The sequence below is a fragment of the Sorangium aterium genome (assembly GCF_028368935.1).
Lineage (GTDB): Bacteria > Myxococcota_A > Polyangia > Polyangiales > Polyangiaceae > Sorangium > Sorangium atrum.
Genome location: NZ_JAQNDK010000001.1, coordinates 1,291,230 through 1,317,381, shown reverse-complemented (window position 1 = coordinate 1,317,381; position 26,152 = coordinate 1,291,230). Strand labels below are relative to the sequence as shown.

Sequence of the window (26,152 nt, the reverse complement as noted above, 5' to 3'; positions counted from 1 at the left end):
TCCCGCGACGGCCCATCGCCCGTGACGTGGTTGAGTCCCGCGATGCGAGGGACCGCGCGGACGCGGCGCTAGCGCCTCGCGGGGCCCAACAAGCGCCCGTCGGTCGGCGGCGTCGGCCCGGAGGGCGTCTCCAGCACGAGCTCGCCGCCGTGGGTCAGCACGTGCCAACGTGCGTCCGGCGGCGCGGGCGGCGGGGGTCCCAGCCCTCCCTGGACGTCCGGTGCGGGCTTTGGACGCACACGGAACCGCACCTGCCCGTCCCGCAGCTCCATCAGCGTCAGGTCCTGGTCGACATCCACGTCGCGCGCCAGGGTAAGCGCCGGCTGACCTGGGCGATCCAGCGTCACATCGAGGCGTCTGCCCGCCGAGGCCGTGGGCGAGCTCGCGACGAGCGCCGCGCCCCCGGGAGCGGGAAGCGCCGCGACGCCGTCCGGCGCCGTGACCCGGCGCCACGCCTGCGGTGTGCCGAGCGGCAGCGGGCTGCGCACGAGCGCCTGCAGCGGCTCGCGCTGCCGGGCGCTCGCGGGCGGCGTCGGCTCGAGCAGGAGCAGCGTGCCATCCGGCGCCGCGGTGATCCACTTGAGCGCCTCGGCCGGGGTCGCCTGGCTCCCCTCCGCATGCCATGCACCTTGCGCGCCCCGCACGAAGAGGACCGCGCCCCCGCTGCCTCCGCGGCAGACAAGCACGCCGATCCCGGCGGCATTGTGCAGCGCGACCGGCTGCGGGCACCCCTCGGGCGCCGCGACAGGCGTCACGGTGCTCGCGATGTGGTCGACGACCGCGAACGTCGGTGGCCGCGTGAGGTGCGCGGCGCAGGCGCTGCCGGGCGGTCGCGCGCTCGTCGGTTCGCAGATCCCGTCGCCGAACGTCGTGATCCGTGTGCGCGTCGGCTGTGGCCGCGGCGCGGCGCTTTCGAGCAGGCAGAGCGCGCCTCCGCACGAGACGCCAGCATCGCCGATGAGTCCGATTCCGCCCACGACGCCATCGTCGTCGTTTTTGCAAGGCGGCTCCCGCCCGACCGCGGTGTCGCCGCGCCGGGGCGGCTCGGGCGCCGGCGGGGCGACGGCCGAGCGGAACGAGCCGGCCGCGGTGGCGCGGATCGCGGGGGAGAGGTGCAGCGCGACGCCGAACGAGGGTCGGGCGTAAAGGCCAGCAGCGGCCCTGGTCCACGCCTGGCCATCGCGGCTCAGCACGGCGGGGCAGCTCGCATTGCCGTTCCAGATCCAGGATCCTTCGCGCTCGATCGATCGCGGCTGGAACGCAGATCGCTTCCAGGTCTTCCCGCGATCCAGCGAGAGGAACGTGTCGGGCTCCGCCGGCTGCTGGCCACGCGCCGGCGCCTCGACCACGGCCGCGAGCACGCCGTCGGGTCGCACGAGCACCGCGCGCACCGTCTTGCCGGGCGCGACCACGGCCGAGGTGAAGCTGCGGCCCTCGTCGGCGGAGACGCTGACGCGCTCTCCCGCCGCGGCCGCGATGAGGGCGCCGGCGGCGTCCCAGGCCGTCGCGCCAGGCACGCTGCTACGCGGCACGAAGCCGCCGTCCGGCCTCAGTGCATCGCGGACGCCGGCGGCGCGGTGGAGCACGCCATCCGGCGTGGCCCCATAGAGCGTGTCGATCTGCGGGCCGGCGACGCCAACCCAGGTGAAGCGAGCGGGCAGCTTCAGGGGGCCGACGACGCCGAGCTTCTCGTCGACCGCGAAGGCTCCGCCCGCGGGGTCGGCGCCGCCTCCCTTCGCCGCGAAAATCGCGACGTGCTCGCCGAGGGCGATCTCGGTGTGCTCGCGGAACGGGTCCCGACCGGCCCTCGCCCGCTCCTGCTCTCCGAGGGCCGGCTCGACCCAGGTTGCCGGCGGGATCGCGGCGATCGGCAACGTCAGTGGGGCCGATGGATCCACAGCCGGCGCGCCCGCGGCGCGCGCGGGCGTTTCCAGCGGGGCGGGGGGGATGGCGACCGAAGCCGGCGCGAGCGCCGCGGGGGCCGACCCGGCGGCGGGACCACACGAAGCAGCGAGAAGCGTGAAGGGAAGGAGCGCGAGCCGCGAAGCCACCATGCAGGGAGGGTCTCCTGGTGCACCCTTACCAAGCTTCCTGACGGGAATCACCAGGCGGTGCGCTCGCGGCGCGCCGCGCTGGTCATCGCCTCGGCCATCCGCTGACCTGGACCCGCGCACACCGCGCACACCGCGAACGCCGAGCCCCGCGAGCCAATGCGGCGAACGAGCCGCAGGCGGCGCCCGCGCCTAACGCTCCTCCGGCGCCTGTGGCGCCTGAGCGAGGCATCCAGTCAATGACGAGCGATCCCGAGGCCGGCGGGGGCCAAGAGGGTCGTGGGATGCCTGGCGGCGTCCTCGCGCGGGGCGCGCCGTGACAGCCCTCCTTCTTCCGGAGATCTCCTGAAGATCGCGTCGAGGAGCACGCCGGCGAGGCGGCCTACCTCCGGGAACTCCCTGGCCCGGGGGCGCGGCAGATCCACCGCGACGCTCTCCACGACGCGCCCCTCGTCGAACACCAGCACGCGATCTCCGAGCAGGACCGCCTCCTCCACGTCGTGCGTCACCAGGATGGCCGTGAAGCGGCGCTGCGCCCACAGCGACTCGACGAGGCGTTGCGCCCCGATCCGCGTCAGGGCGTCGAGCGCGCCGAACGGCTCGTCGAGCAGCAGCACCTTCGGGTCGTGCACGAGCGCGCGCGCGAGGGCGACCCGCTGCCGCTGACCTCCCGAGAGCACGCCCGGGTAGTCGTTCAGCCGATCTCCGAGCCCGCCCCGGTCGAGCACGTCGCGCGCGCGCGCGTCGCGCCCTCTCGGCCCGCCGATGCACGTGTTCTCCAGCACCGTGCGCCAGGGCAGCAGCCGGGGCTCCTGGAAGACGACGCGCACGGCCTCCCGCGCCGCGACCTCCCTCGAGGCCAGGACGCGCGCCGCGCCGCGCGTCGGCTGCTCGAGGCCGCACAGGACGCGGAGCAGCGTGCTCTTGCCCGAGCCGCTCCGCCCGACGATCGTCACGAACTCGCCAGGGCGGATGTCGAGCTCGATGCCCGAGAGCGCGAGCCGGTCACCGTACCGCTTGTCGACCTGCTCCAGCACGACGCGCGCGCCGGCGGTCTGATCGCCCGAACCGCTCATTCGCTCACCTCGCCTCGAGCCGCTGCAGCGGCGGCTGCCACGGTAGGAGTCGGCGCTCGAGCCACCGCGCCAGGGAGTCGGCCAGCTTGCCGAGCAGGGCCCAGAGCACGATCGTGAGCACCAGGAGATCCATCTGCATGAACTCGCGGGCGTTCATCGCGACATAGCCCAGGCCCTGGCTCGCGCCGAGGGTCTCCGCGACGATGAGCACGAGCCATGAGAGCCCGAGCGCGAAGCGCAGACCCACGAGGATCGAGGGGAGCGCGCCCGGGAAGATGACCTCCCGGTAGAGCGCGAACCCCCGCACGTCGTAGACCTGCGCCATCTCGATGAGCTGCGGATCCACGCTGCGCACCCCGTGGAACGTGTTCAGGTACACGGGGAACAGCACCGTGATCGCGACGATGAAGAGCTTCGCGGTCTCGCCGAGCCCGAACCACAGGATCACGAGCGGCACCAGCGCCAGCGCGGGGATCGCCCGGAGCATCTGCAGCGGCCCGTCGATGACCAGCTGGAGCGGGCGCGAGAGCCCCGTGCCGAGGCCGAGCGCGAGCCCGATGACGGCGCCGACGACGAGCCCACCGACGGCCCGCAGCGCGCTCACGCCGAGGTGCGCGGGCAGCTCGCCGCTCCTCGTGGCGTTCGAGGCGGCGACCAGCACCTCCACGGGCGACGGCAGCAGGGTCTTCGGGATGATCTGCAGCCGCGACAGCACCTCCCAGAGGATCACGAGCGCCAGCGGGGCCAGCCAGGGCGCGATGCGCACGCCGAACCCGCGCACCGCGCCGCCTCCGATCGGCGCTTCGCCGGCCGTCATCGCGCGCCTCCGCTCGCGGACGCCGGCAGGAGCGCCTCCTCGACGCGGATGTCGCGCGGGATGATCGCGAGCTTGTGGAACGTATCGGCGATGGCCTGCTGCTTCTGCACGATCTCGGGCGTGATCGGCAGTATTTGGAACGCGCGCCGGTGCTCGGATCGCAGGAATGCCTCGTACGAGATCCCCGAAGATTTCGCGAGGAGCTGTGAGGCTTCCTCTCGGTGCCCGTCCTCCCAGGCGCTCAGCGCGCGGTACTCGTCGAACACGATCTGCAAGAGCGCTGGCTGCGCTTCCGCGAACTCTCGCCGGACGACATAGAAGAGGCGGTTGTCGACGAGCCCCTCGCCGTCCTGGAGGACACGGGCCCCGGCGAGCTCGGCCGCTGCCAGGAACGGATCCCAGATCACCCAGGCATCGACATTGCCACCCTCGAACGCAGTCCGCGCGTCGGCGGGGGCGAGGAAGACGACCTGGATGTCGTCCAGCGTCAGCCCGGCGCTCTCGAGGGCTCGAACCAGCAGGTAATGGACGTTGGAGCCGCGGTTGAGGGCGACGCGCTTGCCTTTCAAGGCCGCGAGCGTGCGGATCGGAGAGTCCTTCTTGACGACGATCGCCTCGGCCTTGGGCGCCGGCGCGTCGGTGGCGGCATAGACGAAGGGCACGCCGCCCGCCTGCGCGAACACCGGCGGCGTCTCGCCGACGTGGCCGACGTCCACGGCGCCCGCGCGCATCGCCTCGAGCAGCGGAGGACCGGCTTGAAACTCGACCCACTCGGCGCGGGCGTTCCTCGCCTCGAGCGCCTTCGTCAGGGCCTCCGCGCGCTCCTTGAGGAGAAACGGCGTGCCGATCTTCTGGTACCCCAGCCGGACCACCACCGCCGCCCGCGTGTCCTCCGCCGTCTCCCTGGCGCTCACCGCCTTCTCGCCCGTGGCGCCCGCCTCGCCGCCGTCGCGGCCGCACCCGAGCAGCAACCAGCTCGAGAGAGCTGCGCAGCCCAGCAGCGCGGAGCGGACCGTCGTGAACGAGATGTACCTGCTCATGAGGGCTCTTTCGCCTCCTCTACAACCCACGTCAGCACGTAAGGATGATATTGATGATGTAAAATTGCATCTGCGACGGATTCGCGGAGTAAACCTTGGTCCAGCAGCCGCTGTGCCAGGTCCACGCGTGGCGCTCCGCCGGGGAGCACCCGTGGAGGAGCGGTCGACAGCTGATCCAGCAGCAGTCGATCAGCACTCGGTGTTGCTAGGGCAGCAGCGGCCCGCCCGGCGAGGTTCGCTGGCGCCGCGGGCCCCAGCGCGCCGCGGCGCGCGGTGCGGATCGTGCTCTCGCGCGCCTGACCCGGCGAAGCACGGGCGAGGAGCTTCTCCATCGATGAACGTCTTCTGGTTTCTCCCGACGCACGGGGACGGCCGCTACCTTGGCACCGCCGAGGGCGCGCGCCCCGTCACGCTCCCTTATCTCCGTCAGATTGCGCAGGCCGCCGACGACCTCGGCTATCACGGCGTGCTGATCCCCACCGGGCGATCGTGCGAGGACGCCTGGGCGGTCGCGTCGGCCATGATCCCGCTGACGCAGAGGCTCCGCTTCCTCGTCGCCGTGCGGCCGGGCGTCGTGTCGCCCACGTGGGCCGCCCGCATGGCGTCCACGGTCGATCGCCTGTCCGACGGCCGCCTGCTCGTCAACGTCGTGACCGGCGGCGATCCGGCGGAGTCCGAGGGGGATGGCGTCTTCCTGAAGCACGATGAGCGCTACGTCGTCACCGACGAGTTCCTCGGCATCTGGCGGCGCGTCATGGCCGGCGAGACGGTCGACTTCACGGGGCAGCACCTGCGCGTGAAGGGCGCGAAGATCCTCTTTCCACCGCTCCAGGCGCCGCACCCGCCGCTCTACTTCGGCGGGTCGTCGCCCGCGGCGCACGCGCTCGCGGCGCGCCACATCGACGTCTACCTGACCTGGGGAGAGCCTCCGGCCGCCGTGGCCGAGAAGATCGCGGACATCCGTCGCCGCGCGGCCGCGGAGCAGCGCACGGTGCGCTTCGGGATCCGCCTTCACGTCATCGTCCGCGAGACGGCCGAGGCGGCGTGGGCCGCCGCGAACGGCCTGATCCGGCACCTCGACGACAGCACCATCGCCGCGGCGCAGCAGGCCTTCGGGCGCCTCGACTCCGAGGGGCAACGGCGCATGGCGGCGCTGCACAAGGGGCGGCGCGACGCGCTCGAGGTGAGCCCGAACCTCTGGGCCGGCGTCGGGCTCGTGCGCGGCGGGGCCGGGACGGCGCTCGTGGGCGACGCGGAGACGGTCGCGCAGCGCATGCAGGAGTACGCGGAGCTCGGGATCGAGACGTTCATCCTGTCGGGGTATCCGCACCTCGAAGAGGCCTATCGGGTCGCCGAGCTGCTCTTCCCGCGGCTCCCCGTCGAGCGGAGGGCTGCAGGCCTCCGCCCGAACCTCACGGGGCCGTTCGGCGAGATCATCGCCAACGACATCGTCCCGCACCGATCGCAGAGCTGAGGCGGCCGATCCCGCCCCGAGACGATCACCTCGTCAGATAGGCCTCCCAGGTTCCAGGCTCGGGAGCGAACGGTCGATCCAGATCGAGGCCCCCCGCGCCATCGGTGTGCGCTTCGCTGCCGACGCTCTCGTCGTCCTCGCCGGAGCGTGGCTCCAGGCCAACCCATGAGGGTTTCTGGATCCTGAGCTTGAACACCGGCAGGGCGCCGATGAAGCTGCGCGTGGCCCTGCGGTAGATCGCCCGGACCACCTCGGCGGCGACCAGATCGGGCTCGTCGACCAGGATCTCGGCCGCCACGTGAGCGACGATGGGCGCGGCCATCGATGTCCCGCTCATCCTCTCCAGGAAGAACGAGTTCCCGCACCGCGCCTCCGCGGCCTCGGCCAGGGTCCTCAGCTCGTCGTCGCTGGGATCTTCCTTTCTCAGGACGTCGGTCTCCTTCACGGGGCAGATGCCGCTCGGGACCGTGGAGAGCACGTCCTCGCCCAGGGTGAACACCACGTCCAGGCCGCTCAGAGGGATGTTGCTGAACGCCGCCAGGTCATCATTCTCGCGCAGCGCGCCCACGCAGAGCACGTTGGAGGCGTCGATCCCGCAGGGGTAGTGCACGCGCGTGCTGCCGTCCAGCCAGGTCCTGGAGTTGCCGGCCGCGACGACGAAGAGCACGCGCGGGTGCCGGAGCACGGTCGTCCGGAGGCGCTTCGCCAGCGTCCTGAGCATCTCCTGTCGCTCGGGCGTGTCGTTGCCCGGAACCTCCCACGACATGTTGATCACGCGCGCCCCGTCCTCCACGGCGGCCTCGATGACGGCGGAGGTCTCCCGGGCCAGTTTGTCGACGGCATCTCCGGGCGGCTTCTCGTCCTTCGGGATCCTGTTGCTGGGCATCACCCGATAGGCCAGAAGCCCGATATCGGGCCGGTCATAGACCATCAGCCCGGCCACGTGCGTCCCGTGCTTGACGTTCCTGCTCAGCTCCTGCCCGACGTTGCGCGACGGATGGTAGAAGCGCGCCATCTCTGGAAAGGCATCGACGAGCCGTGAGGCCGTCTTCCACGCGGCCATGGACGCGGCGCGCGAGCGCTCGTCGAGCCGCTCGTCGTAGCGCGAGGTGCGCGCCACATAGGGAGCCGGCCACACGTCGTCGCCGATGAGGTCGCGCCCCAGCGCCGCCGGCGTCCCCGCGGCGTCCAGCGAGAAGTGCATGTTCTGCAGGAGCAGAGGATGGTTGTAGTCGACGCCGGCGTCCAGCACGGCGACCAGGACCTTGTGCCGCGCGTTCTGGCCGCGGAAGTCGCGCGGCGTCGGCGTCGGATCGACGACGGCGCGATCCTCGGGCGTGGCGATCCGCTGATCGTCGATCCCCGTCACGCATCCGCTCGCCGGGAGGAGCGCGTTCAGGGCTGCCAAGACGCCGATTTTTTCGGTGAATCGCGCGTGGGAGAATGCCGGTGATCCTGGGCTCTTCGCGTGGCTCATGGCAGCACCATCCTCGGCTCGCAGGGTGTACGTAATGCCCTGTCGCACGATGAACAAGGTTGTGCCGAGACGGATTGTTGTGTCGATTCTCCCGGATGCGGGGGGCCGCTCGAATCACGATCTCGGAGGGGGCGATCCAGCTGGAGACGCAGGAGACGCAGGGGGAGGGGTAGGCGGCGGAGAGCTCGCCGGGCTCCCATCCCCGCAGGCGTGCAGCGCCATGAAAATTCAATTTCACGACAATTGCGCGCCAGCGGTTCGAGCTGGGCATGCGGCGCCCCCAGCGCGGCGAGTTCGTCCTGAGGTCGGCGAGGACGTTACGATTTTCTGAAGGGCGACGGGGGCTAGCGGCATCCAGTGACCAGGAGAGGGTTCAATGAACCTGGTCCGCGGGGGTCCCGCGGCTGGGGCTTGACGTCTCCGAAGCGTCTCGACTTTCCCCGGGCTCGCTGCCTTCGAAGGCGGCCTGGCCGATCGTCACGTCGCGAGCTCCGAGCCTGCGCGTGGGCTCGAGGTCTGGAGCCCGTGACTCCACACACGCTCGCGTCCGGCACTGCCACGCGCTCTCTTCGACACCACAGAGGTACAATGCGCAACGTTCCGTTCACCCATCGCAGCGGGTTTCTTCTTCTCTGCCTCGCGGTCTCCGCCTGCGGCGCTGCGATGGAGGGTGAGGCGGACGAGGTCGAGACGATCTCCGCCGTCCAGCAGCCCGCTGTCATCGGCGATCGCAAGGTCGCGGCGATCTTCATCCGGTTCAATACAAGCCCGACTCCGACCTACACCGTCAACGACGTGCGGGACCGCCTCTTCAACAACGCGGATTCGACCAGCAAATTCTTCCATGAAGCCTCCTACGGGAAGATGAACCTGACCGGCCACGTGAACGCCGACGGGGACTATTTCGGCTGGTACACGATCAACGCGGCGCCCACGAGCTGCTCGCTGCGACCCACCTACGCGGCGATGGGCAGGGCGATCGCCGCGACGGCGGACGGCTATGTGGAGTCCAATTACCAGCACACGATGTACTTTTTCTCCGAGAGGCCGGCGGGTTGTACCGACGGAGCTGCAGCCCTGGGCTCCAGTACCTATTTTTACAGCCCCGCCGACTCTGGCACCTTCGCGCACGAGCTGGGGCACAACCTGGGGCTGGGACATTCCGACCTGCTGAATTGCGCCGACGCTTCTGGGAACTGGGCGTCGATGAGCTCGAGCTGCGCGCAACCCAACCTGCCTGCGTGCGCAAACAGCGGCCAGCTCAACCCGGGGAACACGAGCTGTGTGCAAGGGTACGGCGACTCGTTCAGCACGATGGGGGCGCAGTTCCTGCACTACAATGCTCCGGAGAAGGCGCTGCTCGGCTGGTTCGATCCGGAGAACACGGCGACCGCGAGCGCGAGCGGGACCTCCGTCGTCAGCGTCGAGCCGATCGAGGAGCCTTCGGACGGCGTGCAGCGGCTCGTCGTCCCCATCCCCGGCGGGGACGAGACGTACCAGGTGGAGTATCGCCAGCCGCTCGGCATCTTCGACTCCCAGCGGTTCACGGCGGGCTCGCCGGTCGCTCGCGGAATCCTCGTGCACCGGGGCACGCTGGAGGGGACCCCGACGCGCATCGTCAACATGACGCCCTCCGTGCCGATCGACGTCCCTCATTATCCCGCGAACGTCTCGCGCGAGGCGCTCCCCTGGGGTCATACGTTCGTCGATCGCGACGCGAACCTGGCCATCTCGTTGCTCGGGGTCTCGCCGTCCGAGGCGACGGTCAAGGTGACCCGCGGCACGGCGGCCGCGCCGATCCCCGCCTGCGCCGACGCGCCCAGCCACTGGTACCTGAAGTGCGGCGCGACCGGCGTGACCTCGATGAACGCAGCGACAGAGCTCACGGCGGTCGGCGATGCCCTCGCGCTCACGTACCAGGTCAGCCAGGCCATCGCGACCCAGAACGGTGGAGACGTCTGCATGCTCGTCCAGACGCATACCGCCGGGCAGTCGGATCCGTGCACGCAGTACTGGGTGCCGGCCGGCGGCACGCAGGCGTCGGGCGAGACGAAGACCGTCTCGCCCAACCTCGCCGGATTCCGCATCACCTACCCTGCGTCCGGGAGCTACAAGGCGTCCCTCAGCGCCGCGGGCGCGCTCAGCGTCACGCCCTCTCCCTGATCCACTCGCCGCCGGAGCAGCCCGCTTCAGGAGGTCAGCGACGCCGAGCGCTCCCCGGGCTGGCCGATGGCAACCCGCGCTCCTGCCGGCCTCTGTGTCGCGACGAACACCCCGAGCCCGATGACGAGCGTGGCGGCGACCCCGAGCACCGGGAAGTACTCCATCCACGTCGCCTCGGCGCCGTCGGGTCGCGGCCAGGCGATGTTCGCGATGAGCGCGACCCCCCAGGCCACGGCCGCGGCGTTCAGCGCGAGCCCGGCCCGGCCCAGGGAGAACACCCCGGCCGGCGCCCCCGCGAGGCCCGGCCACCGGCGCAGCCGGCGGAGGAGCATCCCCGCCGTCACGACCAGGTACGAGAGGTTCACGAGCAGCACGGCCGTCTCCGTGATGAGCACGAAGAGCTGCGCCTCGCCGTAGTTCACGACGAGCATGCCGCTCGCGAGCGCGCCGACGACGATCGCCGGGGCGACGGGCGTCTTCGTGCGCCGCGACACGCGCGACAGCGCCGGCGCGCACGGCAGCGCGCCGTCCCGCGCCATCGAGAAGGCCAGGCGCGAGGCGCCGGTCTGGATCGCCAGCGTGCAGACGCACACGGCCAGCGCCACGTCGACGAGGAAGACCTTGCCCAGCGTCGGGCCGAGCGCGCCGACGACCACGTAGGCGAGGCCCTCCGTGGCGAGGCGGCCGTCGGTCAGGCTCGGCGCCGCCATCAGGGCCGCGAGGAGGAGCAGCGCGCCGCCCACCCCGGAGGCCACGACGGCCTTCAGGATCGCCCCTGGGACGATCCGACGCGGGTTCTGGGTCTCCTCGGCCAGCGAGCCGGCCGAGTCGAAGCCGTACAGCACGTACGCTGGCATCAGCGCGGCCGCGAGCAGGCCCGCCGCCCCGGTCCCCAGCGACGACGGCGGCCCGTAGATGGGCTCCAGCACCACGCCGGGGCCGCGCACCGCGCTCAGGAACAGCGCCACGAGCAGCAGCGCGACGCCGCCGAGCTCCGCCATCACGCCGACGTCGTTGACCCAGGCCATCACCTTCACCCCGGCCATGTTGATCGCCGTCGTCAGCACGATGAGGCCCGCGCCGAGCAGCACCGCGTTCGCTGCGCCGTCGCGCGACGTGAGCGAGGGGTCGCCTCCAAGGAGCTGGAACCCGCTCCAAACGCTTGGCAAGATCGCTTGCAGCGCGATGGCCGCCGCGGCGACGCTCACGACGTCGCCGACGAGCTTCAGCCAGCCCGCGAGCCACCCCGGCGCGCCGGCCCAGACCCGGCGCCCCCACGGGTACACCGAGCCGGCCACGGGGTAGCGCGAGCCCATCTCGGCGAGGTTGAGCGCGACGGCGAGCTGGCCGAGGAAGACGACCGGCCACGTCCAGAAGAACCGGGTCCCACCGAAGGCGTACCCGATCACGAAGAGCTGGAAGACCGTCGTGAGGATCGAGACGTACGAGAAGCCCGCCGCGAAGGCGGACAGGCTGCCCAGGTCCCTCCGGAGCTCCTGGCGGTAGCCGAGGCGGGCGAGGTCCTCCGCGTCGCCGCGATCCTCCGCGACGGACGCCGATGCGGGTGCGGCGGTCGAGATCGGGTCACGCATCGGCCGACACCCCCACGAGCGGCTGGCCCGCGCTGACCATCTGGCCCGGGCGGCAGCCGATCCAGCCGACCGCTCCGGCCACGTCGGCCACCACGGGGAACTCCATCTTCATCGCCTCGAGCACGGCCACGCGCTGGCCCGCCTCGACGCGCTGCCCTTCGGCCACGTCGACCTTCCACACGCACGCGGTGAGCGGCGCCGTGACCGGCAGCACCCCGGCCGGGAGGGCGTCCTCGGCGGCGGTCGACGCGCCCTCGAGCCGGGCGCCCGCGCGGCGCACGCGGTCGAACTCGCCGTCCGCCTCCCAGCGGGCGCGCTCGGCGTCGAACGCCGCCCGCTGCCGTGTCTGCGCCGCGCGGATGGCCCCGGCGTTCTCGGCGAGGAAGCGGTGGTGCTCGCCCAGGTCGAACGTGGTCTCCTCGATGCGCACCTCGCCGCGCCCGGCCACCATGTCGGCGCGGAGGTCGAGCAGCTCCTCCGGCGACACGAGGTGGAAGCGGAGCTGGTCGAAGAAGCGCAGGAGCCAGGGCCGCTCGCGCGTGGTCTGCCGGAACGGCCGGTGGCGGCTCCAGACAGGCACCGTGCGGCCGAGGAACTGGTACCCGCCCGGCCCCTCCATGCCGTAGATGCACAGGTACGCGCCGCCGATGCCGACGGCGTTCTCGGGCGTCCACGTGCGCGCCGGGTTGTACTTGGTCGTGACCATCCGGTGGCGCGGATCGATCGGCGTCGCGACCGGCGCGCCGAGGTACACGTCGCCGAGGCCGAGCACGAGGTAGCTCGCCGCGAGGAAGATCTCCTGGACCGCCGCGATGTCCGGCAGCCCGTTGACCCGGCGGATGAACTCCAGGTTGCTCGGGCACCAGGGCGCGTCGTCGCGGACCGCGCGCTCATAGCGCGCGATCGCCTCGCGCGTCGCCGGGTCGTCCCAGCTGAGGGGCATGTGGACGACGCGGCTCGGGATGCGGACCTCGGCGTGGGCGGGCAGGTCGGCCTCGACCTCGCGGAGCAGGTCGAGGGCCTTGGCCACGGTGAGGCGCGCGCCGTCGACGTGCACCTGGAGCGAGCGGATGCCGGGCGTCAGGTCGACGACGCCGGGGATGCGCAGCTCCTCGAGCCGCGCCATGAGCAGGTGCGCGCGCACGCGCAGGTCGATGTCGAGCACCGGCGGGCCGAACTCGACGAGCACGTAGCGGTCGCCGCTCTGGCGGAAGACCACCGCGGGCCGGTCGTCGCGCGCCGGCACGCGGCCCAGCACGGGCTCGCCGCGCGGCCGCCGCGGCGCGGCCGGCGCGGGAGCCGCGAGCGGCGCGGGCGCCGACGCAGCCCTCGCCGCGACCGTGGTTGCGCCGTTCCCGACCGTGGTTGCGCCGTTCCCGACCGTGGTTGCGCCGTTCCCGACCGTGGTTGCGCCGTTCCCGACCGTGGTTGCGCCGTTCCCGACCGTGGTTGCGCCGTTCCCGACCGTGGTTGCGCCGTTCGCTCTGGCCGCGAGCGGCGCTGGCGCCTCCTTCGGGGCTCCGCCGCGCAGGGCCACGAGCGCGTCGCACCGCTGCGCCAGCGCGTCGGCCTCCGCGGGCACGATCGAGCGGAACCGCACCTTGTCTCCGGCGCTCAGCTGGCCGAGCTTCCACCGCTCGGCCGCGGCGACCGTGAGCGGACACACGAACCCGCCCAGGCTCGGGCCGTCGGGGCCGAGGAGGACGGGCATGTCGCCGGTGAGGTCGACAGCGCCGATCCCGTAGGCGTTGTCGTGGAGGTTCGAGGGGTGCAGCCCGGCCTCACCGCCGTCGGTGCGCGCCCATCTCGGCGCGGGCCCGACGAGGCGGACGCCGGTGCGGGCCGAGTGGTAGTGGACCTCCCACTCGGCCTCGTAGAGCTGCTCGATCCCGTCGCGCGTGAGGAAGTCCGGCGCGCCGTGCGGACCGTCGAGCACGGCGAGCTCCCAGGACCTGCCGATCTCCGGCCGGGCCTCGGGCGGCAGCGCGCCGGGGTCGAGGGAGGGGTCGACCTCCTCGCCGAGGCGCAGCACGTCGCCGGGGCGGAGCGGCCTGCCGGCGTGGCCCCCGAAGCCGCCGAGGGTGAACGTCGCGCGGCTGCCGAGGTGCGCCGGCACGTCGATGCCGCCGCGGACGAGCAGGTAGGCGCGCGCGCCCGGCCCCCGCACCGGCCCGCAGGCCACGGTGGCGCCCGGCGCGACCTCGACCGGCGTCCACGGCGCAACCTCGGTGCCGTCGACGAGCACGCGCATCGCGGCGCCCGCGGCGCACACGACGGCGCGGCGGTGGAACACCAGCGTGGGCCCGTGCACCTCGCACTCGAGCCCTGCGGCGCCGGCGGGGTTGCCCACGACGCGGTTGCCGAGCCGGAACGACAGATCGTCCATCGGCCCGCTCGGCGGGACGCCGACCGACCACAGGCCGAGGCGCCCGGGCCAGTCCTGCACCGTCACCGCGCCGGGCGATGCCGTCACCTCGATCGTCGGCGGGCGGAACGGCAGCGACGCGAACGTGCCCGTGTGGTGCCGGACCCCGCGGAAGTCGGGGTGATCGAGCGCGACCGCGACCCACTCCCGGTTGGTCTCGATCCCGCCGATGCGGGTCTCCTCGACGGCGCCGCGCAGCGCCGCGACGGCCGCGGCCCGGTCCGCGCGGTGCACGAGGAGCTTGGCGAGCAGCGGATCGTAGAGCGCGGAGACCTCGGTGCCGGTCTCGACCCACCCGTCGACCCGCACGCCGCCGCCCTCGGGAGTGCGCACCTCGGTGAGCAGGCCTGCGCTCGGCAGGAAGCCCCGCGCCGGGTCCTCGGCGTAGAGGCGGGCCTCGATCGCGTGGCCCCGGAGCGCCGGGTCGCCGCCCGCGAAGAACGCGGTGTCGCCCGCGGCGATGCGCAGCATCCACTCGACGAGGTCGATGCCGGTGCAGAGCTCGGTCACGCCGTGCTCGACCTGGAGGCGCGTGTTGACCTCGAGGAAGTAGTGCTCGGCGCGGGCCGGATCGACGAGGAACTCGACGGTGCCCACGTTGCGGTAGGCGACCTTCGCGGCGAGGGCGCGGGCCGACTCGGCGAGGGCGGAGCGCAGCCGCGGCGGCAGGTCGGGCGCGGGCGCCTCCTCGAGGACCTTCTGGTTGCGGCGCTGGACCGAGCAGTCGCGATCGCCGAGGACGAGCACGTTCCCGCGGCCGTCGCCGGCGATCTGGACCTCGACGTGCCGGGGCGCCGCGAGGAAGCGCTCGAGGAACACCTCGCCCGAGCCGAAGTTCGAGCGGGCGAGGCGCTGGACCCGCTCGAACGCCGCGGGGAGCTCCGCCGGCCCGTCGCAGCGGGCCATGCCGATGCCGCCGCCCCCGGCGCTCGCCTTGAGCAGCACGGGGTAGCCGATGGCCGCGGCCTCGGCGGCGGCGTGGTCCGCGTCCCGGAGGACGCCGGTCCCCGGCAGCAGCGGCACGCCCGCCTCGACGGCGATTTCCCGCGCCCGGTGCTTGCTCCCGAAGGCCTCCATCTGGCCCGGCGTCGGGCCGATGAAGACGATGCCCGCGTCCTCGACGGCGCGCGCGAAGTTCTCGGATTCGCTAAGGAATCCGTAGCCCGGGTGGATCGCGTCGGCGCCGGCGCGGCGGGCCGCGTCGAGCACGGCGTCGATGCGGAGGTAGCTCTCGGCGGGGGTCTGGCCGCCGAGGCGGACGGCGTGGTCGGCGAGCCGCACGTGGAGGGCGGCGCGGTCGGCGTCGGAGAACACGGCGACCGACGCGACGCCGAGGCGCTTCAGGGTGCGGAGGATCCGGCACGCGATCTCGCCGCGGTTGGCGACGAGGACGCGGCGGAAGGGCGGGGTCATGGCGCTCATGGCCGCACCACCACCGCGCGGATCGGGGTCGGGTTGAACGCGTTGCAGGGGTTGTTGATCTGCGGGCAGTTCGAGACGAGCAGCAGCAGGTCGAGCTCGGCCCGGAGGTCGACGTGCTTGCCGGGCGCGGAGAGGCCATCGACGATGCCGAGGGTGCCGTCGGCCTCGACGGGCACGTTCATGAACCAGTTGATGTTGCCGACGAGGTCGCGCTTGCCGAGGCCGTAGGGCGCGGCGGCGAGGAGGAAGTTCTCGACGCAGGCGTGCTGGTGCTTTGTGTGGTGGCCGTAGCGGACGGTGTTCGACTCGCACGAGCAGGCGCCGCCCGAGGTGTCGTGGCGGCCGCAGCTGTCGTCGGTGACGGTCATCATCACGCGGCCGCGGTTGGAGCGGAGCCGGGCGCCGGTGGTGAGGAAGATGTTGCGCTGGGCGACGAGGGTGTCGGCGGCGCTGTAGCGCTCGGCGGTGTCGGCGAGGACGTAGGCGAGGAAGTCGACGGCCTGGTTGCCCTCGAGGTCGATGACGCGGAGGATCTCGCCGGCGCGGACGATCTTGGCCCACGGCGCGCGTGCCGGGACGATCTCGTCGGAGACGAGGGCGCCGGACAGCCCGGCGAGGGCGGGGTCGCGCAGGGCGGCGACCGGCTTCCCGGGGGTGGCGGCGGGGCTCATCGCGCGCCTCCTGCCCGGAGGCCGAGCGCGAGCTCCTCGGCGGTGTTCTCGAAGGCGCGGCGCGCCTCGGGGGTGGCGTTGCGCAGGGGGTCGTCGTCGGCGGTGGGGCGGCCGCGCCACGCGGTCAGGCGGACCTTGCCGGCGCGGTAGGTCGGGCGCGGGTCGAGGCGGTGCGGCACGACGGCGACGCTGACGAGGACGTCCTGCTCGGCGCGGAGCAGCACGTGGGCGCCCGGCCGGGAGGAGTCGGGCAGGAAGGTGATGGCGCCGTCGGCCTCGATGCGGACGCCCTTGAAGAGGTTGATGGCCGTGGGCAGGTCCCGCTCGGCGAGGCCGTGCTTGGCGAGGGCGAGGAGGAGCCGCTCGCGGCCGGAGCGGAGGGCGCCGCCGTGGGCGTCGCTGCCGTGGCGGGACTCGATCTCGGCCGGGAGCGACGTGCCGCAGAAGGTGTCGTGGCGGCCCGCGGTGTCCTCGAGGAGGGAGGCGAGGACGCGCCCCATGTCCGAGAGGAGCAGGTAGCCGGGGCCGGGATAGGCCTGCCACTGGAGCTTCACGGTGTCGGGGAGGCAGAGCCGCTCGATGGGGCGGTCCGCGCGGTGGAGCACGAGGGCGACGCAGGTGTCGCCCTCGAGGTCGACGAGCCGGAGCCGGCTGCCGACAGGGAGCGTGCGCGCCGCGTAACCGCCGGCGCCGAGGGTCTCCTCCCAGAGGACGTCGCGCGCTTCGACGCCCGCCGGCGGATCGCCGATCGACGTGCTCGGCACGGTGGGTTGCGTCTCGACGACGCTGCCTTCCTGGGCGCGCGCGTGCTCGCGCGCGGCGTACGTTGTGGCCGTTTCAGACATCGCCCGCCTCACTTTCGATAGAGAATCGAAACTACGGGCCGACTATCCGGGGCCGGGGTTTCCAGGCTGTTTCGCTGGGGTAAAATGCAGGGCGCGCGCGCTTTTTCCCGGAAGTGGTGAATTTTCTCGGTGGCGGTGTGGGTGGTGGATTGGATGAAGAGCGGATGGCGCAGGGGGGCGAGCGCGGAGCCGATTGACGCGCGGGAGGGCGAGGCGGCATGAGGGCGCGGTGGCGATTGCGCGGCTGCGCGATGGCCACCTCCGACGATGATGACGAAGACAGAGATGGCTCCTCCTCCGAAGACCGACGCCAGGCACAGCGTCGAAGGAAGGCAGCCGGCGGAGGAGGGGCGGACCGCGGGAGGCGAGCAGAAGGCCGAGGGGAGCCCGCGCCGCATGGGCCGGCCGCGCAAGGCGCCGCAGCGGAGCGATCTCGCGCCGCGGGAGCAGATTCTGCAGGTGGCGGGCCGGCTGTTCGCCGAGCGGGGGGTCGCCGAGGTGTCGATGCTGGAGGTCGCGCAGGCGGCGGGGCTCCGGCAGTCGTCGCTGTACTACTGGTTCCGGCGCAAGGAGTTGATCGTCGCGGAGATCCTGCAGCAGGTGAACCGGCTGCCGCTGTCGTACGCGCGGAGCCTCGAGGCGGCCGGTGAGACGGCGGACGTGCAGCTATGGCGCTTCGTGCGCTTCGACGTGCAGACGGTGTGCGGCTTTCCCCTGGAGATCACGGAGATCCACCGGTTCAGCGAGCGGGATCCGACGGCTTTCGCGACGTACTGGGCCGAGCGGCGCGCGCTGACCGAGGCCGTGGCCGCGATGGTGGGGCGCGGGATCGGGGAGGGGAGGTTCCGAGAGGTGGACGCCTACCTGTGCGCGCTGACGGTGCTGGCGCAGGACGAGAGCGTGCAGAACTGGTGCCGTCCCGAGGGAGGCGGGCGCGTGCATCCGCTCGCGGCCAGCGATCCGGCGGCGGTGGGCTACGGGCCGGAGCAGATCGCGGAGCTCGTCGCGGATCAGACGGTCGGCGGGCTGCTGGTGCGGCCGTCGAGGCTCGCGGCGCTCCGGAGGAAGGCGGGGGGACCCGACCCAGGTTGAGGCGACCCGACCCAGGTTGAGGCAGGGGGAGCCGACCGAGGTTGAGGCAGGGGGAGCCGACCGAGGTTGAGGCGACCCGGAGGCAGGGAGGGGGAGCCGACCGAGGTTGAGGCGGCCGGCCCGACCCGGTTGAGGGGGAGGGGGGAGCCGACCCGGGTTGAGGCGACCAGGGGGCCCGACCGAGGTTGAGGCGGCCCGACCCGGGTTGAGGCAGACCCGACCGAGGTTGAGGCGACCCGACCCAGGTTGGGATCGGAGGCAGACCCGACCGAGGTTGAGGCGACCCGACCCAGGTTGGGATCGGAGGCGGACCCAACCGAGGTTGAGGCGACCCGACCCAGGTTGGGATCGCCAACCCAGGTTGGGATCGCCAACCCAGGTTGGGATCGCCGCCGCAGGTTGGGATCGCCGCCGCACCAGGGCGCTCAGAGCGGGTTGAAAGGCGCAAGCCCGGGGAGGTCCTTCGGCTTGCGCCCTGCGGCGCCGACCGCCGGGACCTCCTTGATCTTCTCGCGAGCACGCCCCGTGCCGTCATCCACCACGGTCCATTCATTCCAGAAGTGACCGTCGACGACGAACAGCTGCGGGTGATCGAACGGCGCCTCCTCGAACCGCACCCGCTCGTCCGTGAGCGTCGCCAGGAACGCCACGAGCGCCTTCTTCTCCTCTTCCGTCAGCCCGAGCGGCTGAATGTTCGGAGCGAGGTTCGTCCCGTTGGGCCCGAACCCGGTCGTGTCGCCGCCCTCCCGTTCGCGCCGGCCGCCGCCAGCGTTGTAAAATTCGACGACTTGCCGCAGCGTCAGCGCGCTTCCGTTGTGAAAATAGGGGCCCGTCAGCTCGACGTTCCGGAGCGTCGGGACCTTGAAGGCGCCGTCGATCGTATCGCGCTCGCCCGGCGCGATTGGCACCCCTGGATCGACCTCGAACGACGCCGGCTCGATGCGGAAACCATCCGGGGCGCCCTCGCCCTCGGCCAGCAGCTTCCCTTGCCGCGTGAACGAGAACGGATGACCGAAGGGGTCGACCCCTCCGACGCCGATGTCCTCCTCGGCCGGCCGAACGCCAATGTTGTAATAGCCCCTGTCGTAGAGCGCGGCGCCGCCGTCCCCGACCCGCATCCGCGAGATCAAACCGCCCACCTGCGCCTCGCGCTGCAGGCGGGTGCCGGCGCTGGTGAACTCGGGGCCATGGTGGCAGTTGATGCACCTGCCCTTGCCCTGGAAGATCGCGAGCCCCGCGCGCTCCTGGTCGCTCAGGGCGGCGCTGTCCCCTTCCGCAAAGCGATCGAATCGGCTGTTGTCGGACACGAGCGTGGCCTCGTAGAGCTGGATGGCGAGACCCCAGAAGAGCGAGAAGTTCGCTTCCGCGAGCGACCGATCGCCGACGCGCTGGTCCGACCGCCAGTACGCGTCCACGAAGGCCCCTTCGACGAGCTCTCCATAGGAAGGAGCGAGCCCTTTCCCGCTCGGATCGCGGAGCTCGCCGAGGATGCTGTCCGTCGAGTCGACGATCTGGTCAGCGAGCGGCCTGCGCGGCAAGAGCTTCGCGGCGACGTCGGCGTACGTCCTCCCCTCACACGACATCTCGAAGGGGTTGATCGGCGGTCCCACGGCCTGAGATGCGAGGCTCGAGTTCTCCAGGTCGACCTTCTCGGGGACCAGGATGCCGTCGCGCACGGCGTGGACGGCAGCGTCCGGATCCCGCTTGCCGAACGGGTTCACTCCGTTGAAATGGTTGCTCGCGCGTCCGTCCCAGAAGTTGCGGAAGTTGAACACCGCATTGATGACAGTGGGCGTCTGCCGCGGCTCGACGCGCCGCACGTTCACCCCTTGCACCTGGAAGATGTCCGGCAGCAGCGTGCAGTCGTCCTTCGCGCTCCCGGGTACGATGCCGTTGAATCGAGCGTGGAACACCCCCTGCGAAGAGATGACGTCGTCGGCATCTGCGGGGAAGTCGCGGCGGAAGGTCCAGTCGCTCGCCACGAGCGCGTAGTTCGGTCCGCCCTTCCCGTCCGATCGCGTGGCTTCGAACCGCGTGCGCCGCTCGGGATCCTGGTTGTTGAGCCCGGGGTTGATCTGGTTTCTCTTGCGGTGGTCGGCGCCGGCGTGGAAGTGGCATGTCGCGCACGCCACGCCGTCGCTGCCGACCTGCATGTCCCAGAACAGCGCCTTTCCGAGGGCGACGGCCATCTCCCTGCTCTTGACGTACCGGGACAGCTCGCTCGGCTCGGGGATGGGGACGCCTCGGAGCGAGCCGAGGGACGGCGGCGGAGCGGCCGGCGCGGGCGTCGCGCCGTCGTCCGGCGGATCCGACGGCGGCGAGTCACCGCTCCCTGGCGCGACCGGCGACGAAGACCCCCCGTCCCCGAGCGACGAAGACCCGCCGCCCCCGAGCGACGAGGAGCCGCCGTCCCCGAGCGACGAAGGCCCACCGCCCCCGAGCGACGAAGACGGTCCGGGTCTTCCGCATCCCGAGCACGGAAGCTCGTGTCCCTGGGGCAAGCAGCCGGCGGTTGACGATAGACCCATCAGAACGCTGACGATCCACGCCCCGATCCCGCCCGTGCGCGGGTCTTCAGAACGAGCTCTAACCATCACGAGGAAGCCTCCTTCGCTGCTGCGCGAGTGAATGACAGGCGGCGCGCACCAGCGTCCTCGCGGGACACCGCGGGTCGCCGGCATGTTCGTCCGTCCTGCGATGAGCGGATGTCGTGAGCGCCGACGCTCGACGGGGTTCCGCCCGGCATCGTTCGAGTCTCTTCAAGCCATCGATCTTCAGCAAGACAGCGCGTGTCCAGGGCGCGCATCGACGTCTCGTCCTGCCTCGCCTCGGCCGGGCGTCTCCTCGTGTCGCGAGCGCACCGGCTCGCGCGGGGGATTCGAGGGAGAAGACGGCCTCTGTCGAGGACCGGATGAAGTGGGATGAAGGGACAGGACATATCCCTTCATCGCGCCGTCACCGCGCCGAACAGGCGCGGCCGTGTGCGTCGCCGAAACCCTGACTCATCGACCGAGTTCGGGCAATGTCGTCGATGAGGAAGCGCAGGAGTGAGCCGATCGAGCCCGGATCGCCTGGTGATCGAGGCGAAGGCGAGAGGGCTAGACTCTGGTCTTCGAGGAGGCCTCGAAGGAACGGGAAGCGCGCCGCGGGAGCTTCGCTGTCCGTGCCCGAGGCGACGTGTCGCCGCGCGATCGACCCGGGCGGAGCGCCCCCGTCCTCGACGGCGCCCCTCGGCCGGCCTCCCGCGTCAAGGCGCCTGGATCTTCTGCTTCACCCACCGCCCCGACTCGGTCAGCTGGCCATCCGACCACGGGCCGCCGGCGCTCGCTCCGGGCCTGAGCGCGGCGCAGGACTCGGCCTTATCGACGACGGACCAGTTGAGCCAGCTGATGCTGTTGCTGGCCATGAAGTCGAGCCACCGCTGCGACTCGGCGAGATCCAGCGCGCCGTTGCCGCTGGAAGCGCAGGTGCCCCACTCGGTGACGAACAGCGCGAGGCCCGCGGACAGCGCGGTCCTCGCCTTGGTGCGCAGCGCATCCTTGTGCGTCGCGGCATAGAAGTGGAGCGTGTAGGCGATGTTGTCGTAGCTCGTGATCGGGTTCCTGGAGGCGACGTCCACGTCCTGCGACCAGTTCGGCGACCCGACGATCACGAGGTTGTCGGAGCCAGCGCCGCGGATCTCCCGGATCACCTCCTCGGCATACGACTTCACCTGCTCCCAGGTCTCGGTGTCGGGCTCGTTGAACACCTCGAAGATCACGGCGGGCTCATCGCCGTACTCGATCGCCATCTCCCGGAAAAAGCGCTTCGCGGCCTCCTTGTTCCGGATCGCGTCGTGATCGTGCCAGTCGATGAGCACGTAAATGCCTCTCGCGATGGCGGCGTCGACGATCGCCTTGACCTTCCGCTTCTCCGCGTCCGGGTTGTTGACGTAGCCGAGCCCCGATGTGTTGGCGGTCATCGCGGCGCGGATGACGGTCACATCCCAGTCGTTCACGAGCGTGCCGACGGCGGACGCGTTGTAGAACTTCTCGCCCTCCCACACGCTCCAGAACATGCTCATGCCCTTGAGCTGGAGCTCTTCCCCGTGCTCGTCGACGACGCGGTTGCCCATCACCTTCAGGCGGCCGTGCCGCTCCACCGGCGTCCTCGCGAGGGGGCCCGTGCCGGTCGAGGTGGTCGAGCTCGTGGCGCTCGAGGTGGTGGTCACGCTCGACGTCGAGGCATCGCCGCCACCCATGCCGCCGGCGCCGCTCGAGGAGGCCGACGAGGAGGTGACGGCCGACGTCGAGGCATCGCCGCCACCCGCGCCGCCGGCGCCGCTCGAGGAGGCCGACGAGGAGGCCACGGCCGACGTCGAGGCATCGCCGCCGCCCGCGCCGCCGGCGCTGCTCGAGGAGGCCGACGAAGAGGCCACGGCCGACGTCGAGGCATCGCCGCCGCCCGCGCCACCGGCGCTGCTCGAGGAGGCCGACGAGGACGCCACGGTCGACGTCGACGCGCCGCCGCTGCCCGAGGAGGCCGACGAGGAGGCCACAGTCGACGCATCGTCGCCGCCGTTACCGCCCGAGCCGCCGTTGCCGCCCGAGCCGCCGTTGCCGCCCGAGCCACCATTGCCGCCCGAGCCACCATTGCCGCCCGAGCCGCCGTTGCTGCCCGAGCCGCCGTTGCCGCCATTGCCGCCCGAGCCGCCATTGCCGCCTGAGCCGCCGTTGCCGTCCGAACCGCCATGGCCGCCCGAGGAGGCCGACGCCGTCGCATCGACGCCGCCACTCGAGGAGGTCGACGCCGACGCCACGGTCGATGCGTCGCCGCCCCCTGATGTCGATTCTCCTGACGGGCTTCCGCACGCGACCAGCACCATCGCGGGCAAGGCGAGCTGCAGAAGGCCGCGCGTCCACTTCGGCCCGGTGAACAGTCCAGGGGTCAAGTCATGGCTCATCGTATTCTCCAAGGAAGGCGCCTCGAACGGCGCGCCCGGCCGCTATCGCGGGCGTCAAGCAAGGACATCGGCAAAGAAGGCGACCTGCTGCATAGCAGGCCCGGCGCGACGGGTGAAGGTGAAAGTGGGAGAATCACCGAGCCATGCACGCCTGGACGCGCGATCTGCACGATGCGCGATCCGCACGCTCCCTCGCGGGATCACGCTGCACCCTTCTCGTGGGCGTCTCTCTCCGAGCCTGCCGGCGCGAGGGACCGGCGGCCCCTCTTCCGCCCCCCTTTGCACCATGCCGAGCAGAGCGGCGGTCACCCGCACAGGAGACGGGCCCAGATCGGCGTTTTCGGCGCGCAAGCGCACTCCGGTGCGCTGAGCACCGAAAACGTCGAGGTGGGCCCGTATCCGAAGCGGGTGACCGCCGCTCTACGCGCGGCGGAGGATGTCTTGCAGCGCGCCCTCCAGCCGGCGCTCGACGTCGGGGTCGTCGAGCGTCGGCGTGATCTCCTCGGGCACGACCCGCGCGCGCATGATGACCCGCGCATAGATGAACGCGTCGCGCGCGTTCGGAGGGTCCTTGTCGCCGATACAGGAGCGGAGCAGCTGGTACGCTCGGCCTTTCACCACGCCTCCGCTGTCCGCGCCCGCTCGACGGTGGTGATGATCCGGCGCACCGCGGCGGTCGCGGTCTCGTGCGCCGCGAACGCGTCCCGCACGACGTGCGCGGCCCTCGCGGCGATGCCCTCGTCGAGCGTGCCCCCGAGCACGCTCTCGGCGAGCCGGACGAGCGGGCTGATCTCGACCATGTCCCGCGTGAGGGACCGCGTCGCCTGCGCGAGCTCGGACGCGGCCTCGGCCGGAGCGGAGCGCGAGAGGGCCATGGCGTCGTCGGCCAGCTCGGCCGCGATACCGAACATGTCCCGGTAGCAGTCGACCGCCGCGCGCAGATCGTCCGGGCTCGGCGCGATATGCGGCGCCTCCGGCAGCGTCGCCGCCGCGCGCTGCGCCTCGGCGATCACGGGAGCGATGGCCATGAGCGCGCGCTCCAGCGCACGCGCGGTCTGCCCGAACCGGGCGAGGCGCTCCCTCGCGGTGCGGCTCGGCGGCGGCGTGTCGCTCTCCAGCGCCTCGATCCGCGCGCCGGCCTCGGCGGCGAGCCGTTTGAGGCCCTCGATGACGCCCGGCTCGAAGGTGCGCGGCACGAGGTCGATCACGCAGAGCGAACCGACCACATGCCGGCGCACCCGCACCGGCACACCCGCGTACGCGCGGATGCCGTAACGCTCCACCAGCTCCTTGGGCACGCGCTCGTCGTGAACGGCGTCCTCGACGACGAGCGGCTCCTCGTGGCGCACCACGAGCTGGCAGAACGAGCTGCTCCGTGAGGTCGCGCAGCTGACGCCCAGCTCGGGTGGCAGGCCGCGGTGCGCGCGGAACAGCTGGATGTGTCGGACCACCAGGCTCACGAGCGCCATCGGCGCCCGGGCGAGCTCGGCCGCCCGCTCGACGCAGGCGTCCAGGATGGTGTCCGCGTCGTCGCGCAGCAGCACGTGGTGCAGCTCGGCGAGGCGCGCGGGATCGTTCAAATCGGCCATGGGGGTGCTCTTGCCGGGGCGACATGGCGGGCTCGACCGCGAGCGTCGCCATGCCCGCGCCCGGCCCACGACCTTACCGCAACCCGGCGCCTCGAGCTGCCCCCGCGGGCGCTTCATCGGCTCGGTGCTCCAGGAGACACGACCCCACCGGCGTCCACCTGCGGGCGGCCTCGATCGTCCCCTGCCTCGTCGCGCTCCCGCGGCTCAGAGGCCGAGCTCGGATCTCGGGCCTGCGCACCTGGTGAGCAGGGCTTCGACCTCGTCGGCGGGATCGAGGGAGTACTCGTAGAATTCGCTCGGATCGAAGAAGGAATACGTGATTCCGGTCGACTCCTTGGTCCCCGTCGTGGAACGGTAGATGTTCCCCGCGGCGACCAGCGTGCCCTCGTCGTAATAATGAGGGCTCTTCACGGTGTCGAACACGCTGTTCTCGAGCACCATGTTGGTGCGGTTGCGCGCGTAGTTGCCGTAGGAGCCGATGCGCTGGAGCCAGTTGTTATAGAGATGGGCGCGGAGCACGTTGTCCGTGCTGGGATTGCGCTGGTTCAGGTCGCGGAACCAGTTGTGATGGATGGTCATCTGCGCGGTCAGGTTCTCCGTCCAGCCGATCCCGAACGCCTTGTTGTGGTCGCTCAAGATGCTCCAGGACACGGTGAGGTAGGAGGTGTCCTTGCGGCTGTCGATCATGCCGTCGCCGATGTGGTGGAGATGGCAGTGATCGATCCAGACGTGGTGGGCGGTGTCCATCTGGATCCCGTCGAAGTCCTGCGTCTTTCCTTCCCAGTCTCCTTCGACGAAGGTGTCGCCGATGGTCAGGTTCCGCAGGATGACATTGTGCACTCCGCCTCCCAGGAAGAACCCACCCTGGGAGATCTCCGCCGTCGCGCCGGCGCCCACGATGGTCTTGTTCGATGCGACCGAGATCTCCTTTCCCTTGGGGGAGATCGTGATCTTTCCCTGGACCCGGATCACATAGGGCTCGGGCGCGCCAGCGTAGTGTTCGAGATCGGCCTGGGTCGTCACGGTGACCGTCGCGCCGCCTCGTCCGCCATGGGTCCCGTCCTGACCATCACCGCTCACGCTGGCAAAGCCCTCCAGCGTCAGGGGACACCCCTCGCTATCGACCGTGCCGTCCGCTCCTCCGGTACCGCCGCCCGTGCCACCCGAACCGGCGCTCGATTCGCGGCCGCCCGAACCCCCGGAGCCGGCCGCCGATCCGCCGCCACCCGCGCCATCGGGGCCCGGGTCTCCACCCGTCGCCGAGCCGCCTCCGCTCGCTTCACCTCCCGTCGTCGCGCTCGTGATCCCGCTTGCTCCTGCGAGTGAGGCAGCGTTTCCCGAGCCGTCGAGCCCTGAAGTCCCGCAGGCAAAGGCGAAGGCGAGAGGAGAGACAGCAAGGAGGAAGGAGGCGACGCGGCTCTGCGTCATGGCGCCCTGGCCTTTCTTTGGTCGCAAGCGATGAGGGTGAGGGGTGAC

18 protein-coding genes are annotated in these 26,152 nt (G+C 71.6%); 3 read left to right on the top strand and 15 right to left on the bottom strand.

Going from position 1 to position 26,152, the window contains the following annotated elements:
- Positions 1-68: 68 nt before the first annotated feature.
- The 5 genes from POL72_RS04835 to POL72_RS04815 form a co-directional block, all read right to left on the bottom strand.
- A complete protein-coding gene (locus POL72_RS04835) occupies positions 69-2,054 on the bottom strand; it encodes a hypothetical protein (protein ID WP_272093827.1) in 1,986 nt (661 codons plus the stop codon).
- A 233-nt stretch (positions 2,055-2,287) separates the two neighbouring features.
- Positions 2,288-3,127, bottom strand: coding sequence for an ABC transporter ATP-binding protein (locus tag POL72_RS04830; RefSeq protein WP_272093826.1), 840 nt, complete (start codon positions 3,125-3,127; stop codon positions 2,288-2,290).
- A gap of 4 nt (positions 3,128-3,131) precedes the next feature.
- Positions 3,132-3,944, bottom strand: coding sequence for an ABC transporter permease subunit (locus POL72_RS04825; RefSeq protein ID WP_272093825.1), 813 nt, complete (start codon positions 3,942-3,944; stop codon positions 3,132-3,134).
- Complete coding sequence (locus POL72_RS04820) at positions 3,941-4,984, bottom strand: sulfonate ABC transporter substrate-binding protein (RefSeq protein ID WP_272093824.1); 1,044 nt, start codon at positions 4,982-4,984, stop codon at positions 3,941-3,943. Before POL72_RS04820 ends, POL72_RS04825 begins: the two co-directional genes overlap by 4 nt.
- Positions 4,981-5,316 carry a hypothetical protein gene (locus POL72_RS04815; RefSeq protein ID WP_272093823.1) on the bottom strand — a complete coding sequence of 112 codons (336 nt, stop codon included), beginning with the start codon at positions 5,314-5,316 and terminating at the stop codon, positions 4,981-4,983. Before POL72_RS04815 ends, POL72_RS04820 begins: the two co-directional genes overlap by 4 nt.
- Before the next feature lie 2 nt (positions 5,317-5,318).
- Between POL72_RS04815 and ssuD the strand changes: the two genes are divergently transcribed.
- Positions 5,319-6,458: an FMNH2-dependent alkanesulfonate monooxygenase gene (gene ssuD, locus POL72_RS04810; RefSeq protein WP_272093822.1), complete on the top strand. Its 1,140-nt coding sequence runs from the start codon at positions 5,319-5,321 to the stop codon at positions 6,456-6,458.
- Positions 6,459-6,483: 25 nt separating this feature from the next.
- Here the strand turns inward: ssuD and POL72_RS04805 are convergent, their stop codons facing one another.
- Positions 6,484-7,866, bottom strand: coding sequence for a S8 family serine peptidase (locus tag POL72_RS04805; protein WP_272093821.1), 1,383 nt, complete (start codon positions 7,864-7,866; stop codon positions 6,484-6,486).
- A 657-nt stretch (positions 7,867-8,523) separates the two neighbouring features.
- Between POL72_RS04805 and POL72_RS04800 the strand changes: the two genes are divergently transcribed.
- A complete protein-coding gene (locus POL72_RS04800; RefSeq protein ID WP_272093820.1) occupies positions 8,524-10,098 on the top strand; it encodes a metallopeptidase domain-containing protein in 1,575 nt (524 codons plus the stop codon).
- 26 nt (positions 10,099-10,124) lie between these two features.
- On the opposite strand, the gene POL72_RS04795 is transcribed toward POL72_RS04800, so the two are convergent.
- The 4 genes from POL72_RS04795 to POL72_RS04780 are packed head-to-tail and all read right to left on the bottom strand — an operon-like array spanning position 10,125 to position 17,053.
- On the bottom strand, positions 10,125-11,690 hold the full coding sequence (locus POL72_RS04795) for an APC family permease (protein ID WP_272093819.1): 1,566 nt from the start codon (positions 11,688-11,690) through the stop codon (positions 10,125-10,127).
- Positions 11,683-15,537, bottom strand: a complete 3,855-nt coding sequence (locus POL72_RS04790; protein ID WP_272093818.1) for a 5-oxoprolinase/urea amidolyase family protein — start codon at positions 15,535-15,537, stop codon at positions 11,683-11,685. Before POL72_RS04790 ends, POL72_RS04795 begins: the two co-directional genes overlap by 8 nt.
- Positions 15,534-16,208: an urea amidolyase associated protein UAAP2 gene (locus tag POL72_RS04785; RefSeq protein ID WP_272093817.1), complete on the bottom strand. Its 675-nt coding sequence runs from the start codon at positions 16,206-16,208 to the stop codon at positions 15,534-15,536. The genes POL72_RS04790 and POL72_RS04785 overlap by 4 nt, the downstream gene beginning before the upstream one ends.
- Positions 16,205-17,053: an urea amidolyase associated protein UAAP1 gene (locus POL72_RS04780; RefSeq protein WP_272093816.1), complete on the bottom strand. Its 849-nt coding sequence runs from the start codon at positions 17,051-17,053 to the stop codon at positions 16,205-16,207. Before POL72_RS04780 ends, POL72_RS04785 begins: the two co-directional genes overlap by 4 nt.
- A 285-nt stretch (positions 17,054-17,338) precedes the next feature.
- On the opposite strand from POL72_RS04780, the gene POL72_RS04775 reads away from it, so the two are divergent.
- Entirely contained in the window at positions 17,339-18,145 is an 807-nt protein-coding gene (locus tag POL72_RS04775; RefSeq protein WP_272093815.1) for a TetR/AcrR family transcriptional regulator, read from the top strand.
- A gap of 425 nt (positions 18,146-18,570) precedes the next feature.
- On the opposite strand, the gene POL72_RS04770 is transcribed toward POL72_RS04775, so the two are convergent.
- The 5 genes from POL72_RS04770 to POL72_RS04750 all read right to left on the bottom strand — a co-directional run bounded on the left by POL72_RS04770 (position 18,571) and on the right by POL72_RS04750 (position 26,104).
- A complete protein-coding gene (locus POL72_RS04770; RefSeq protein ID WP_272093814.1) occupies positions 18,571-20,334 on the bottom strand; it encodes a cytochrome-c peroxidase in 1,764 nt (587 codons plus the stop codon).
- A 1,058-nt stretch (positions 20,335-21,392) separates the two neighbouring features.
- A complete protein-coding gene (locus POL72_RS04765) occupies positions 21,393-23,087 on the bottom strand; it encodes a glycoside hydrolase family 5 protein (protein ID WP_272093813.1) in 1,695 nt (564 codons plus the stop codon).
- A 420-nt stretch (positions 23,088-23,507) separates the two neighbouring features.
- The gene (locus POL72_RS04760) at positions 23,508-23,705 is read right to left on the bottom strand and encodes a hypothetical protein (protein WP_272093812.1); all 198 of its coding nucleotides are present in this window, start codon (positions 23,703-23,705) and stop codon (positions 23,508-23,510) included.
- The gene (locus tag POL72_RS04755) at positions 23,702-24,676 is read right to left on the bottom strand and encodes a GAF domain-containing protein (protein WP_272093811.1); all 975 of its coding nucleotides are present in this window, start codon (positions 24,674-24,676) and stop codon (positions 23,702-23,704) included. The genes POL72_RS04760 and POL72_RS04755 overlap by 4 nt, the downstream gene beginning before the upstream one ends.
- Before the next feature lie 204 nt (positions 24,677-24,880).
- On the bottom strand, positions 24,881-26,104 hold the full coding sequence (locus POL72_RS04750) for a pectate lyase family protein (RefSeq protein ID WP_272093810.1): 1,224 nt from the start codon (positions 26,102-26,104) through the stop codon (positions 24,881-24,883).
- Between the last annotated feature and the right edge of the window lie 48 nt (positions 26,105-26,152).

Coding starts and splice junctions, on each gene's coding strand:
- POL72_RS04755 (WP_272093811.1), bottom strand. CDS start 24,676: ATGGCCGATTTGAACGATCCCGCGCGCCTCGCCGAGCTGCACCACGTG.
- POL72_RS04815 (WP_272093823.1), bottom strand. CDS start 5,316: ATGGAGAAGCTCCTCGCCCGTGCTTCGCCGGGTCAGGCGCGCGAGAGC.
- POL72_RS04825 (WP_272093825.1), bottom strand. CDS start 3,944: ATGACGGCCGGCGAAGCGCCGATCGGAGGCGGCGCGGTGCGCGGGTTC.
- POL72_RS04785 (WP_272093817.1), bottom strand. CDS start 16,208: ATGAGCCCCGCCGCCACCCCCGGGAAGCCGGTCGCCGCCCTGCGCGAC.
- POL72_RS04775 (WP_272093815.1), top strand. CDS start 17,339: ATGGCTCCTCCTCCGAAGACCGACGCCAGGCACAGCGTCGAAGGAAGG.
- POL72_RS04770 (WP_272093814.1), bottom strand. CDS start 20,334: ATGGCCGTCGCCCTCGGAAAGGCGCTGTTCTGGGACATGCAGGTCGGC.
- POL72_RS04790 (WP_272093818.1), bottom strand. CDS start 15,537: ATGAGCGCCATGACCCCGCCCTTCCGCCGCGTCCTCGTCGCCAACCGC.
- POL72_RS04800 (WP_272093820.1), top strand. CDS start 8,524: ATGCGCAACGTTCCGTTCACCCATCGCAGCGGGTTTCTTCTTCTCTGC.
- POL72_RS04765 (WP_272093813.1), bottom strand. CDS start 23,087: ATGAGCCATGACTTGACCCCTGGACTGTTCACCGGGCCGAAGTGGACG.
- POL72_RS04750 (WP_272093810.1), bottom strand. CDS start 26,104: ATGACGCAGAGCCGCGTCGCCTCCTTCCTCCTTGCTGTCTCTCCTCTC.
- POL72_RS04835 (WP_272093827.1), bottom strand. CDS start 2,054: ATGGTGGCTTCGCGGCTCGCGCTCCTTCCCTTCACGCTTCTCGCTGCT.
- POL72_RS04795 (WP_272093819.1), bottom strand. CDS start 11,690: ATGCGTGACCCGATCTCGACCGCCGCACCCGCATCGGCGTCCGTCGCG.
- POL72_RS04820 (WP_272093824.1), bottom strand. CDS start 4,984: ATGAGCAGGTACATCTCGTTCACGACGGTCCGCTCCGCGCTGCTGGGC.
- ssuD (WP_272093822.1), top strand. CDS start 5,319: ATGAACGTCTTCTGGTTTCTCCCGACGCACGGGGACGGCCGCTACCTT.
- POL72_RS04830 (WP_272093826.1), bottom strand. CDS start 3,127: ATGAGCGGTTCGGGCGATCAGACCGCCGGCGCGCGCGTCGTGCTGGAG.
- POL72_RS04780 (WP_272093816.1), bottom strand. CDS start 17,053: ATGTCTGAAACGGCCACAACGTACGCCGCGCGCGAGCACGCGCGCGCC.